Source organism: Streptomyces sp. NPDC057697, from assembly GCF_042799335.1.
GTDB lineage: Bacteria > Actinomycetota > Actinomycetes > Streptomycetales > Streptomycetaceae > Streptomyces.
Genome location: NZ_JBHVJA010000011.1, coordinates 235,742 through 248,510, shown reverse-complemented (window position 1 = coordinate 248,510; position 12,769 = coordinate 235,742). Strand labels below are relative to the sequence as shown.

The window sequence follows — 12,769 nt, the reverse complement described above, 5'->3', positions numbered from 1 at the left end:
ACCGCACACGTGTCGTTTCGTGCACGGCCACCCGAGAGCGATAATCGAACGGGGCCGTGGCTCGCGACAAAGCTCGGACGTCCTAGCACCTGTCTGACAGGAGCGGCGCGGGTGCGGTCCAACACACACAACGGTGAAGGACACGCACTCATGACGACGCTCACGATCGAGCTCAAGCCCTCCTCGAACCCGCTGTCCGACGCGGAGCGCGAGGCGAGCATGGTCAACCCAGGATTCGGCCGCCACTTCACCGATCACATGGTGACCATCAAGTGGGCCGAAGGCCGCGGCTGGCACGACGCCCAGCTGGTGCCGTACGCACCGCTCTCGCTCGATCCCGCCAACATGACCCTGCACTACGCGCAGGAGATCTTCGAGGGGCTCAAGGCCTACCGCCAGCCCGACGGCTCGGTCGCCACCTTCCGGCCCGAGGCCAACGCCAGGCGCTTCCAGGGCTCCGCCCGCCGGCTGGCCATGCCCGAGCTGCCCGTCGAGACGTTCATCGCGGCCTGTGACGCGCTGGTCAAGCAGGACGAGGCATGGGTCCCGGCGCACGGCGGCGAGGAGTCCCTCTACCTGCGCCCGTTCATGATCGCGACCGAGGTCGGTCTCGGCGTGCGGCCCTCCAACGAGTACCTGTTCCTGGTGATCGCCTCGCCGGCCGGGGCGTACTTCCCCGGCGGTGTGAAGCCGGTCTCGATCTGGCTCTCCGAGAACCGGGTGCGCGCCGTCCCCGGCGGCATGGGCGACGCCAAGACCGGCGGCAACTACGCCGCGTCCCTCCTCGCCCAGGCCGAGGCCGCCGAGAAGGGCTGCGACCAGGTCGCCTACCTCGACGCGGTCGAGCACAAGTGGGTCGAGGAGCTCGGCGGGATGAACCTGTACTTCGTGTACGGGAACAAGATCATCACCCCGACCCTGACCGGCTCGCTGCTCGCCGGGGTCACCCGTGACTCGCTGCTCAAGGTCGCCCGCGACCTCGGCTACGAGTCCGAGGAGGGCCGCGTCTCCATCGACCAGTGGCGCGAGGACAGCGCGAACGGCACCCTCACCGAGGTCTTCGCCTGCGGCACCGCCGCCGTCATCACGCCCGTCGGCACCGTCAAGTGCGAGGGCGCCGAATGGCTCCAGGGCGACGGCACGCCCGGCGAGGTCACGCTGAAGCTGCGCGAGCGCCTGCTCGACATCCAGCGCGGCGTCGCCGAGGACACCCACGGCTGGATGCACCCCCTCGGCTAAAGGTTCTTCCCCGCCGACCGGATCGCCGGTCCGCTCCCCGCAGGACGAAAAGCCGCGCCCCGCTCCCCGCGGGGCGCGGCTTTCGCGTGTCCGCGCGGACCCGGCCGGTAGGCGCACCCCGCACCGCCGGAGTGTGCCTTCTCACAGACTTAGAGCGTCACTCTAACCACGGGTTAGAGTGACGCTCCAAGCGAGAGGTGTGGAGACGTGCGACTGACTCCGACGGAACGTGACCGGCTGCTGCTCTTCGGCGCCGCCGAGCTGGCCAGGGCCCGCCGCGCCCGGGGACTCAAGCTCAATGTCCCCGAGGCCACCGCGCTGATCGCGGACACGGTCTGCGAGGCAGCCCGGGACGGGCGCCGACTGGCCGAGGCCATCGAGGCCGCCCGGTCCGTGCTCGGCCCCGACGACGTACTGCCGGGCGTCGCCGACGTGGTCACCGAGGTCCATGTGGAGGCCGTCTTCGACGACGGCTCGCGGCTCGCCGTGGTCTCCGGGCCGCTCGGCGAGGGGCTGGGCGACCAGGGGCCAGGGGCCGTCGTCCCCGGCCCCGCCACGCCCGAGCCGGAGCCCGCGGTACGGCTGACCGTCCACAACACCGCGACCGTGCCGGTCTCCGTGACCTCGCACTTCCACTTCTTCGAAGCCAATCCCCGGCTCGACTTCGACCGCGGCGCCGCCTACGGGATGCGGCTCGGCGTCCCGGCCGGGTCCTCCGTCCGGTTCGGTCCCGGCGAGTCCGTCGAGGTGGGACTGGTGCCCATCGGCGGCGACCGGATCGCGATCGGCTTCGCGGGCCTGGTCGACGGGGAGCTGGACGCCCCCGGCGCGCGGGAAGAGGCCCTGCGGCGCGCCGCGGCCTGTGGATATCTGGGAGCTGAACGATGAGCATCGATCCGTACGAGTACGCCTCCGTGCACGGGCCGCGCGCCGGGGACCGGGTCAGGCTCGGCGACTCCGGGCTGACCGTCCGCGTCGAGTCCGACGCGCAGAAGCACGGTGAGGAGTTCCTCGCCGGTTTCGGCAAGACCGCCCGCGACGGGCTGCACCTCAAGGCCGCCGCGGTCCGTGACACCTGCGACGTCGTCATCAGCAATGTGCTGGTCATCGACGCCGTGCAGGGCATCCGCAAGGTGTCGATCGGGATCCGCGAGGGCCGGATCTCCGCGATCGGCCGGGCCGGGAACCCGGACACCCTCGACGGCGTCGACGTCGTCGTCGGCACGGGCACCACCATCGTCTCCGGCGAGGGGATGATCGCGACGGCGGGCGCCGTCGACACCCATGTCCATCTGCTCTCGCCGCGGATCATGGAGGCCTCGCTCGCCTCCGGCGTCACCACGATCATCGGCCAGGAGTTCGGCCCGGTCTGGGGCGTCGGAGTCAACTCGCCCTGGGCGCTGCGCCACGCCTTCAACGCCTTCGACGCCTGGCCGGTCAACATCGGCTTCCTGGGCCGCGGCTCGTCCTCCCACCAGGCCCCGCTGGTCGAGGCACTCGCGGAGGGCGGGGCCTGCGGCTTCAAGGTCCACGAGGACATGGGCGCCCACACCCGCGCGCTGGACACCGCGCTGCGGGTCGCCGAGGAGTACGACGTCCAGGTCGCCCTGCACAGCGACGGGCTGAACGAGTGCCTGTCGGTCGAGGACACCCTGCGCGTCCTGGAGGGCCGCACGATCCACGCCTTCCACATCGAGGGCTGCGGCGGGGGACACGTCCCCAACGTCCTCAAGATGGCGGGCGTCGAGAACGTCATCGGCTCGTCCACCAACCCGACCCTGCCCTTCGGCCGGGACGCGGTCGCCGAGCACTACGGGATGATCGTCTCCGTCCACGACCTCAAGACCGACCTGCCGGGCGACGCCGCCATGGCCCGCGACCGCATCCGCGCCGGGACGATGGGCGCCGAGGACGTGCTGCACGACCTCGGGGCCATCGGCATCACCTCCTCCGACGCGCAGGGCATGGGGCGGGCCGGTGAGACGGTGCGCCGCACCTTCGCGATGGCCGGGAAGATGAAGGCCGAACTCGGCCCGATGGAGGGCGACGGCCCGGCGGACGACAACGCCCGGGTGCTGCGCTACATCGCCAAGCTCACCATCAACCCCGCCATCGCCCATGGCCTCGCCCACGAGATCGGCTCCATCGAGACCGGCAAGATGGCCGACATCGTGCTGTGGCGCCCCGAGTTCTTCGGCGCGAAGCCGCAGCTCGTCCTGAAGTCCGGCTTCCCCGCCTACGGCGTCACCGGCGACCCGAACGCCGCCACCGACACCTGCGAACCCCTGATCCTCGGGCCGCAGTTCGGGGCGTACGGAGCCACCGCTGCCGACCTCTCCGTGGCCTTCGTCTCGCAGGCGGCGACCCAGCTCGGCGCGGACTCGATGCCCACCCGCCGCCGCCGCGTCGGCGTGCGCGGCACCCGGGGCATCGGCCCCGGCGACCTGATCCACAACTCCCGCACCGGGTCGGTCGCCGTGGACGCCCGCAGCGGCCTGGTCACCCTGGACGGCGACCCGCTGCGTTCCGAACCCGCCGACTCCGTCTCCCTGAACCGTCTCTACTTCCTCTGAGGACCACACCGTGACCTTCCGCATGCCGCCCGAGTGGGCCCCGCACGAACGCACCTGGATGGCCTGGCCCGGCCCCAACCCCACCTTCGGGACCGAGGCCGAACTGGACGAGGCCCGCGCCGCCTGGGCCACCGTCGCCCGCGCCGTGCGCCGCTTCGAACCCGTGACGGTGGTCGTCGGCCCCGGCCAGGAGGACGGCGCCCGCGCGCTCCTCGGCCCGGACATCGAGCTGGCCGTCCGCCCGCTGGACGACGCCTGGATGCGGGACATCGGCCCCACCTTCGTCACCGACGGACGGCAACTGGCCGCCGTCGACTGGACGTTCAACGGCTGGGGCGCCCAGGACTGGGCCCGCTGGGAGCACGACCAGCACATCGCCCGCTCCGTCGCCGGGCTCGCGGGCGCGCCCGTGCACAGCTCGAAGCTGGTCAACGAGGGCGGCGCCATCCATGTGGACGGCGAGGGCACCGTCCTGCTCACCGAGACCGTCCAGCTCGGCGAGGAGCGCAACCCCGACTGGACCCGCGAACAGGTCGAGACCGAGATCCACGCCCTGCTCGGCACCGAGAAGGCGATCTGGCTGCCGCGCGGACTGGCCGGCGACTACGGCACGTACGGCACCCTCGGCCATGTCGACATCGTCGCCGCCTTCGCCCGCCCCGGCACCGTCGTCGCCCATGTCCAGCCGGACCCGGCCCACCCGGACCACGAGATCACCCGCGAGACCGTGCGCGTCCTGCGCGAGGCCACCGACGCCCGGGGCCGCCCGCTGGAGGTGGTGGAGGTCCTGGCGCCCACCGTGCTGAAGGCGGACGGGGAGTGGGTCGACTACTCCTACATCAACCACTACCTCTGCAACGGCGGCGTGGTCCTCTGTGCCTTCGACGACCCGCGCGACAAGGAGGCGGCGGCCGTCTTCGGCGAGTTGTTCCCCGAGCGCACGGTGACGCTCGTCGACGCCCGTACGATCTTTGCCGGCGGTGGAGGCATCCACTGCATCACCCAGCAGCAGCCGAAGGTCTGAACCGTGCCCCCCGCGCCACGCCGTCGCAACACCGCCCCGCCCCGTGAGGAACTGCTGGCCGCAGCCATGGCCACCATCGCCGAACGGGGGCTCGACGGCCTCACCATGGCCGGACTCGGCCGCGAGGTCGGCATGAGCAGCGGACACCTCCTCTACTACTTCCGCACCAAGGACGAGCTGCTGCTCCAGACCCTGGAGTGGAGCGAGGGACGGCTCGGCGCGGCGCGGCGCGCCCTGCTCGCGGGGCCGGGCACCGCCCGCGAACGGCTCGACGGATACATCGGCCTGTACCTCCCCGACGGCGACCGCGACCCCCACTGGACGCTCTGGCTGGAGGTGTGGAACCGCGCGCGGAGTGCGGACGACGACGCCCGAGCCCGCCAGGCCGCCGTCGAGGCCGCCTGGCACCGCGACCTGGTGGGCCTGCTGGACGGGGGCGCGGCGGCCGGGGAGTTCCGCCCGGTCGACGCGGAGCGGTACGCCACCCGGCTGCGCGCCCTGCTCGACGGCTTCAGCGTCCATGTCGCGGTCGGCCTCCCCGGCACCGGACGGGACCAAGCCCTGGAGCAGGCAAGGGAGTTCGTCGAGGACTCGCTGGCCGTCCGGTAGCGGCCGCGGAGCCGTGAACGAAACGCACGTAAGTACGCGTGATCGTTGCGCATTGCGCCCTTGTTCCGGTCCCGGCTGTTCGGGCACGGTGACGGACCATGGGACGAGAGCAGTGGAAGAAAATCTGGGTCGGCTCGGCCGGCAACATGGTCGAGTGGTTCGACTGGTTCGTGTACGCGACCTTCGCGGTCTACTTCGCGGATTCGTTCTTCCCCGAAGGCAATGAGACCGCCAATCTCATGAACACCATGGGCATCTTCGCCGTCGGCTTCTTCATGCGGCCGGTCGGCGGCTGGCTGCTCGGCCGGATCGGTGACCGCCGGGGCCGCAAGGCGGCACTCACCCTCACCGTCACGCTGATGTCGGCCTCCGCGATCCTCATCGCCGTCGCGCCGACGTACGAGGTCGCGGGGTACGGCGGTGTCGCCGTCCTGCTGGTGGCCCGGCTGCTCCAGGGCCTCTCGGTCGGCGGCGAGTACGCCGCCAGCGCCACGTACCTCACCGAGGCGTCCGCCCCCGACCGGCGCGGCTTCGCCTCCAGCTTCCAGTACGTGTCCATGACCGCCGGGCAGCTGGTCGGTCTCGGCCTCCAGATCGTCCTCCAGCGCAACATGTCCGAGGCGGCCCTGCACAGCTGGGGCTGGCGCATCCCGTTCGTCGTCGGCGCGCTCGGTGCCGCGATCGTCTTCTACCTGCGCCGCTCGATGCTGGAGACCGAGGTGTACGCGGAGTCCGGCGCCGCCGACCAGGACGACCGCGGCACGCTGAAGGCGCTGTGGCGGCACAAGCGCGAGGCGTTCCTGGTGATGGCGCTGACCATGGGCGGGACCGTCGCCTACTACACGTACACGACCTATCTCTCCAAGTTCCTCTCCACGAGCGCGGGCATGGACAAGCCCACCGCCTCGCTCGTCAGCTTCTGCGCGCTGTTCGTCTTCATGTGCATCCAGCCGCTGGCCGGCATGGTCTCCGACCGGGTCGGCCGCCGCCCGCTGCTGATCACCTTCGCCGTCGGCTCCACCTTCCTGACCGTGCCGATCATGACGATGCTCAAGCACGCCGGCACCTTCTGGCCCGCCTTCGGCCTGGCGCTGCTCGCCCTGGTCGTCGTCACCGGATACACCTCGATCAACGCCTGTGTGAAGGCGGAGCTCTTCCCGACCGGCATCCGCGCCCTGGGCGTCGCCCTCCCGTACGCCCTGGCCAACGCGCTCTTCGGCGGCACCGCCGAATACGTGGCGCTCTGGTTCAAGAAGGCGGGCGTCGAGTCCGGCTTCTACTGGTACGTGGCGGGCTGCGCGGCGGTCTCCCTGGTCGTCTACCTGACCATGCGCGAGACCCGCGACATCGACCTGGGCCGGGTCGGGGTCCGGGACGCGGACCGGGAGAGCGCGGAGCCCTCCGGAGCGACCAGCGTCACGCCCGCATCCTGAGACGGGGCGGGGCGCGGAGGCGGCCCTGTGCAAGACTGCCTCCGTGCCCTCGTTCGCCATGATTATCGGCAGCAGGCGCGCCGGTCCGCAGTGATCGCCCCGCACCACCACGTGCGGCGCGGCCATCGTGCCCCAGACCCGCGCGCAGACCTCTCGCACCCGCGAGGGGTTTTTTCGTTTTCCGGCCCTCACCTCGGCCGGAGCGAGGCGCGCACGGGATGATGGGGGCAAGTGGAGCCAGATCGTCCGGATCCGCTCATCCGACAGGAGTCAGACCAGCATGACCACCAAGGCCAAGCCCACCGACGACAGTTTCCATGTCTTCGACACCACACTGCGCGACGGGGCCCAGCGTGAAGGCATCAACCTGACGGTCGCGGACAAGCTCACCATTGCCCGGCACCTGGACAACTTCGGCGTGGGCTTCATCGAGGGCGGCTGGCCCGGCGCCAACCCCCGCGACACCGAGTTCTTCGCCCGCGCGCGCCAGGAGATCACGTTCAAGAACGCCGAGCTGGTCGCCTTCGGCGCGACCCGCAGAGCCGGCGGCAAGGCCGCCGAGGACCCCCAGGTCAAGGCCCTGCTGGCCTCCGGCGCCCCGGTGATCACCCTGGTCGCCAAGTCCCACGACCGCCATGTGGAACTCGCGCTGCGCACCACGCTCGAAGAGAACCTGGAGATGGTCGTCGACACCGTCTCCTACCTCCGGGAGCAGGGCCGCCGGGTCTTCGTGGACTGCGAGCACTTCTTCGACGGCTACCGCGCCAACCCCGAGTACGCCAAGGCCGTCGTCCGCGCCGCCTCCGAGGCCGGCGCCGATGTCGTCATCCTCTGCGACACCAACGGCGGCATGCTTCCCGCCCAGGTCCAGGCCGTGGTCTCCACGGTGCTCGCCGACACCGGCGCCCGGCTCGGCATCCACGCCCAGGACGACACCGGCTGCGCGGTCGCCAACACCCTCGCCGCCGTCGACGCGGGCGCCACCCACGTCCAGTGCACCGCCAACGGCTACGGCGAACGGGTCGGCAACGCCAACCTCTTCCCGGTCGTCGCCGCCCTGGAGCTCAAGTACGGCAAGGCCGTGCTGCCCGAGGGCGCGCTCGCCGACATGACCCGGGTCTCGCACGCCATCGCCGAGGTCGTCAATCTGACCCCCTCCACCCACCAGCCCTACGTGGGTGTCTCCGCCTTCGCCCACAAGGCCGGACTGCACGCCTCCGCGATCAAGGTCGACCCCGACCTCTACCAGCACATCGACCCCGCCCTGGTCGGCAACACCATGCGGATGCTGGTCTCCGACATGGCGGGCCGCGCCTCCATCGAGCTCAAGGGCAAGGAGCTCGGCATCGACCTCGGCGGCGACCGCGAACTCGTCGGCCGGGTCGTCGAGCGGGTCAAGGAGCGCGAGCTCAGGGGCTACACCTACGAAGCCGCCGACGCCTCCTTCGAACTGCTGCTGCGCGCCGAGGCCGAGGGCCGGGTGCGCCGCTACTTCCGCACCGAGTCCTGGCGCGCCATCGCCGAGGACCGCCCCGACGGCACGCACGCCAACGAGGCGACCGTGAAGCTCTGGGCCAAGGGCGAGCGGATCGTCGCCACCGCCGAGGGCAACGGCCCGGTCAACGCCCTGGACCGGGCGCTGCGGGTGGCCCTGGAACGGATCTACCCCCAGCTCGCCAAGCTGGAGCTGATCGACTACAAGGTCCGCATCCTCGAAGGCCGCACCGGCACCGAGTCCACCACCCGGGTCCTCATCACCACCGGCGACGGCACCGGCGACTGGGCGACCGTGGGCGTCGCGGAGAACGTCATCGCCGCGTCCTGGCAGGCGCTGGAGGACGCGTACACCTACGGTCTGCTGCGGGCGGGGATCGAGCCCACGGAGTAGGGCCAGAGGGAGCGGACCCATCGCGCGCCCGCGCCGTGGGTCCGCCGCCCGGCCGTGCCGCCCAGGGCGTGCCGGTCAGGCGGTGGGGCGGGGGAGGTCGCGGTAGCGCACCTCCTCCACGACCCGGTACCCGGCGCTCGTGTACAGGTTCATGGCCACCTCGTTGCCGCCCCACACGGTGAACATCAGCGTGGAGTCGCCGGCCGCGAGCGTCACCGCCTCACCGGCCGACATCGCCGCCCGGCCGTACCCCTTGCCCCGGTACCGCTCCTGGATGTGCAGCCCGTAGCCGTAGGTGGCCCCGGGCAGATGGCGGTGCTTCAGCCAGCCGGTGCCGATGGGGCCGCCCGCCGCCTCCAGCACCAGGAGGGTGTTGTCGGGGGTGTCCAGGCCCTCGGGCAGCAGCTGCGCGAAGTCGCGGTCGGACTTGCGCACGGCCTCCTCCTCGCTCAGCGCGCCGGCCCGGATGATGTCACCGGCGTAGGAGGTCTTCTCGGAGGTGAGCCACCCGGGGAACTCGTCGTGCGTCATCGGCCGGGCGGTGACCTCCCCGGCGGGCTCCGGCGGGGAGCCGAGCAGCCGCGCCCGGACCTGGCCGCGCACGGCGTACGCGTCGAACAGCTCGCCGCCGGGCTCGGTCAGCCGTACGCCGATGCGAGCCGCCCCGCGCCGCGCGCACCACTGCTCCGCCCATTCCCGGGCCGCCCGCCCGTACCCGGCGTCGGCCTGCGGGGCGTCGATGTGCAGATCGCCGATCCGGCCCGCGAGCAGACCGTTGTCGTCGCCCACCGACACCGCGACGTGGCCCACTTCGGCCCCGCCGTCGGTGATCCGGGCGACGGTCCAGTCGCCGATGCTCCCGCGCACGCCGTCGAGCATGCCCTCCGCGGCGGGCAGCCCCAGCCCGGCCGCCCGGTACGAGGCGAGCAACCGCCGCTCCAGGTCCTGCTGCCAGTCGGTCTTGTCGTCGAGGACGCTGAATTCTGTCACCCGGTCACACTAGCCAGGCCGCGGTGGCGCGACAGCGGTCGATCAAGCCGAAGGCGCATCGCGGCCGGTGGCCGCATCGCGCGTGTGCCTTCAGGAAGTGAACGGACAACTTGCCTCAGCCCCACGGGAGATGAGGCGGAGGATGGGTACGGACCAATGTCGGTGTGAAGTATTGACGGCGGTGTTCCGGCGGGGTTAACTCACGCCGCAACGCCGGTACCGGTTCCGGAACCGGTTGCGGTACCGCTGCCAGCTGCCCCGCCATGCCGTGTCCCGGAGGCCCCGATGCGTGTCACCATCGCCGATGTCGCCCGTGTGGCCGGCGTCAGCAAGACGACCGTGTCACGCGTCGTCAACACCAAGGGCGAAGTGAACGGTTCCACGGCCGCGCGCGTTCGTGAAGTGATCGCACAGCTCGGCTACGTACCCAGCTCGGGCGCCGTCGGGCTGGCCCGCGGCAGCAGCCGCACGCTCGGCATGCTGGTGCCCTCGCTCACCTGGCCGTGGATGGGCGAGGTGCTCCAGGGCGTCGTGGACACCGTCGAGGCCGCCGACTACGGGCTGCTGCTCTTCACCTGCAACCGGGGCGCCGAGTCCGTGCAGCGCTTCACCGGCCAGGTGTCGGCACGCGCCTTCGACGGGCTCCTGGTCGTCGAACCGGAGAACACCCTCGACCACCTCACCGCGCTGCACCGCGGCGGTCTGCCGATCGTGCTGATCGACGACCGAGGCCACCACCCCGAGTTCCCCTCCGTCGTGACCACCAATCACGAGGGGGGCGCGAGCGCCGCGCGCCATCTGCTCACCGCCGGACGGACCCGGCCCCTGGTCATCACGGGCCCCCAGCACTTCGGCTGCGTACGCGACCGGCTGGACGGATTCCGTACGGTCCTGCCCACCGAGCTCGTCGTCGAGGGGGACTTCACCGAACGCAGCGGCCGACTGGCCGTGGAGCGGCTCCTCGCCTCCGGCGCGGAGTTCGACTCGGTCTTCGCGCACAACGACATCAGTGCGGCGGGCGTGCTGCGGGCGCTGCGCGCGGCCGGGCGGTCGGTGCCCGACGACATCGCCGTGGTCGGCTTCGACGACATCCCGATGGCCGAGCACACCGAACCGCCGCTGACCACCGTGCGCCAGCCCGCCCGCAGGATGGGCGAGACGGCCGCACGGGTGCTGCTCTCCCACCTCGGCGGCACGGCCGTGCCCGACGCACCGGTCGTACTGCCCACCGAACTGGTCGTGCGCCACTCGGCGCCGTAGCGGTCGGGCCGGACCCGCCGGCCGTCCGCTCCTCCCCATCACCGAGCCTCCCGAATTCCCTCCTGGAGTCGCCATGTCCGCACGACGTCACACCGTCTTGAGAGCGCTCTCGATCGCCACCGCAGTGGTGGCGCTCGCCGCCGGCTGCTCGTCCGCCAACTCGGGTGCCAACAAGGGGGGCGGCGCCTCCGGAGTGCTCACCCTCGGCAAGCCGGACGGACCGCAGACCGACAACAGCAACCCGTTCCTGAACACCTCGGCGGGCGCCACGCTCGGCTACCGCTACATGATCTACGAGCCCCTCGCCATGACGAGCCAGATCCGGCCCGCCGACAAGGCGACCCCGTGGCTGGCGACCGACTGGAAGTGGGAGTCCAACTTCACCAAGGTCACCTTCACCCTCGACGCCAGGGCCAAGTGGGCCGACGGCAAGCCGCTGACCGCCGACGACGTCGCGTACACCTTCGAGCTGCTCAAGAAGCACACCGCTCTCAACTGGAACGGCATCCCGTTCGACGGGGTCGCCGTGCAGGGCCAGAAGGTCGTGCTGACCTTCAAGGAGTCCCAGTACGTCAACCAGAACAAGATCATCCAGCAGTTCATCGTGCCCAAGCACATCTGGGAAGGCGTCAAGAACCCCGAGACCTGGGCCAACCGCACACCCGTCGGCTCCGGCCCCTACAAGCTCAAGACGTTCACCCCGCAGACCACCACGCTGACCGCCACGCCCACGTACTGGAAGGGCGAGACCAAGGTCAAGGAGCTGCGCTACACCGCGTACAACGACAACAGCGCGGCGACCACGGCGCTGGCGAACGGCAAGGTCGAGTGGTCGTTCGTCTTCATGCCCAACTACAAGCAGCTGTTCATAGCCAAGGACCCCAAGAACCACAAGCTCTGGTTCCCCTCGGGGCTCGGCATCCACGGACTGTGGTTCAACACCACGCGCAAGCCCCTCGACAACCCGGCGCTGCGCAAGGCCATGGCGATGGTCGTCGACCGCAAGGCGATCCACACCCAGGCCGAGGCCACGCTCTACCCGGAGATCACCAACCCGACCGGCATCCCGCTGCCCGCCGGTGAGTCCTTCCTCGCCCCCGACTACAAGAACGCCACCACCGCGCCGGACGTGGCGGGCGCCAAGAAGCTCCTCGCCGACGCCGGATTCGAGCTCAGCGGCGGCGTACTGAAGGACCCGGACGGCAAGCCGGTGAAGCTCACCTTCACCGACCCGGCCGGCTGGAACGACTACATCACCGGCCTCGCGATCATCAAGGACAACATCAAGCAGCTCGGTATCGAGGCCAAGGTCAAGACGCAGACCGCCGAGGCCTGGGGCGCGGACGTCGCCAACGGCAACTTCGACGCCACCCTGCACTGGACCAACAACGGCGCCACCCCGTACGACATGTACCAGAACATCATGGACGGCGCGCTGCTCCAGCCCGTCGGCCAGGCGTCCCAGCAGGGCAACTTCGGGCGGTTCAAGAGCGAAGAGGCGACCAAGGCGCTCAAGGCGTTCGCCACCGCCACCGAGGACTCCGCCCGCACCGAGGCGATGAACACCCTCCAGAAGATCATGGTCGAGCAGGCGCCGATGATCCCGACGGCCGCCGCCCCCATCGGAGCCGAGTACTCCACGAAGAACTGGGTGGGCTGGCCCACCGAGGCCGACCCGTACGCCCCGCCGCAGCACACCCAGCCGTCCGCGCTGCAGATCGTGCTGAAGCTCCAGCCCGCCAAGTAGAGCCAG

The 12,769-nt window shown here is 70.9% G+C and carries 10 protein-coding genes; 9 read left to right on the top strand and 1 reads right to left on the bottom strand.

Going from position 1 to position 12,769, the window contains the following annotated elements:
• Positions 1-150: 150 nt before the first annotated feature.
• The 7 genes from ACFVFH_RS26680 (at position 151) to cimA (ending at position 8,766) form a co-directional block, all read left to right on the top strand.
• The gene (locus ACFVFH_RS26680) at positions 151-1,239 is read left to right on the top strand and encodes a branched-chain amino acid aminotransferase (RefSeq protein ID WP_383773070.1); all 1,089 of its coding nucleotides are present in this window, start codon (positions 151-153) and stop codon (positions 1,237-1,239) included.
• Positions 1,240-1,446: 207 nt separating this feature from the next.
• Positions 1,447-2,127, top strand: coding sequence for an urease subunit gamma (gene ureA / locus ACFVFH_RS26675; protein WP_383773068.1), 681 nt, complete (start codon positions 1,447-1,449; stop codon positions 2,125-2,127).
• Positions 2,124-3,812 carry an urease subunit alpha gene (locus ACFVFH_RS26670; RefSeq protein WP_383773066.1) on the top strand — a complete coding sequence of 563 codons (1,689 nt, stop codon included), beginning with the start codon at positions 2,124-2,126 and terminating at the stop codon, positions 3,810-3,812. Before ureA ends, ACFVFH_RS26670 begins: the two co-directional genes overlap by 4 nt.
• A gap of 22 nt (positions 3,813-3,834) precedes the next feature.
• Complete coding sequence (locus ACFVFH_RS26665; protein ID WP_383773203.1) at positions 3,835-4,836, top strand: agmatine/peptidylarginine deiminase; 1,002 nt, start codon at positions 3,835-3,837, stop codon at positions 4,834-4,836.
• Between the two features lie 3 nt (positions 4,837-4,839).
• Positions 4,840-5,445, top strand: a complete 606-nt coding sequence (locus ACFVFH_RS26660; protein WP_383773064.1) for a TetR/AcrR family transcriptional regulator — start codon at positions 4,840-4,842, stop codon at positions 5,443-5,445.
• 98 nt (positions 5,446-5,543) lie between these two features.
• Complete coding sequence (locus ACFVFH_RS26655; protein WP_383773062.1) at positions 5,544-6,878, top strand: MFS transporter; 1,335 nt, start codon at positions 5,544-5,546, stop codon at positions 6,876-6,878.
• Positions 6,879-7,158: 280 nt separating this feature from the next.
• The gene (cimA, locus tag ACFVFH_RS26650; protein WP_383773060.1) at positions 7,159-8,766 is read left to right on the top strand and encodes a citramalate synthase; all 1,608 of its coding nucleotides are present in this window, start codon (positions 7,159-7,161) and stop codon (positions 8,764-8,766) included.
• A 75-nt stretch (positions 8,767-8,841) separates the two neighbouring features.
• Here the strand turns inward: cimA and ACFVFH_RS26645 are convergent, their stop codons facing one another.
• Positions 8,842-9,756 (bottom strand): GNAT family N-acetyltransferase, encoded by a 915-nt coding sequence (locus tag ACFVFH_RS26645; protein ID WP_383773058.1) that lies wholly within the window; start codon positions 9,754-9,756, stop codon positions 8,842-8,844.
• Between the two features lie 285 nt (positions 9,757-10,041).
• Between ACFVFH_RS26645 and ACFVFH_RS26640 the strand changes: the two genes are divergently transcribed.
• Together ACFVFH_RS26640 and ACFVFH_RS26635 are read left to right on the top strand one after the other, a co-directional pair.
• On the top strand, positions 10,042-11,016 hold the full coding sequence (locus tag ACFVFH_RS26640) for a LacI family DNA-binding transcriptional regulator (protein ID WP_383773056.1): 975 nt from the start codon (positions 10,042-10,044) through the stop codon (positions 11,014-11,016).
• 73 nt (positions 11,017-11,089) lie between these two features.
• Entirely contained in the window at positions 11,090-12,763 is a 1,674-nt protein-coding gene (locus ACFVFH_RS26635) for an ABC transporter substrate-binding protein (protein ID WP_383773054.1), read from the top strand.
• Positions 12,764-12,769: the final 6 nt, after the last annotated feature.

Bases quoted from the DNA above. Each gene is read 5' to 3' on its own strand.
- ACFVFH_RS26680 (WP_383773070.1), top strand. From the start codon at position 151: ATGACGACGCTCACGATCGAGCTCAAGCCCTCCTCGAACCCGCTGTCC.
- ACFVFH_RS26670 (WP_383773066.1), top strand. From the start codon at position 2,124: ATGAGCATCGATCCGTACGAGTACGCCTCCGTGCACGGGCCGCGCGCC.
- ACFVFH_RS26665 (WP_383773203.1), top strand. From the start codon at position 3,835: ATGCCGCCCGAGTGGGCCCCGCACGAACGCACCTGGATGGCCTGGCCC.
- ACFVFH_RS26655 (WP_383773062.1), top strand. From the start codon at position 5,544: ATGGGACGAGAGCAGTGGAAGAAAATCTGGGTCGGCTCGGCCGGCAAC.
- cimA (WP_383773060.1), top strand. From the start codon at position 7,159: ATGACCACCAAGGCCAAGCCCACCGACGACAGTTTCCATGTCTTCGAC.
- ACFVFH_RS26640 (WP_383773056.1), top strand. From the start codon at position 10,042: ATGCGTGTCACCATCGCCGATGTCGCCCGTGTGGCCGGCGTCAGCAAG.
- ACFVFH_RS26635 (WP_383773054.1), top strand. From the start codon at position 11,090: ATGTCCGCACGACGTCACACCGTCTTGAGAGCGCTCTCGATCGCCACC.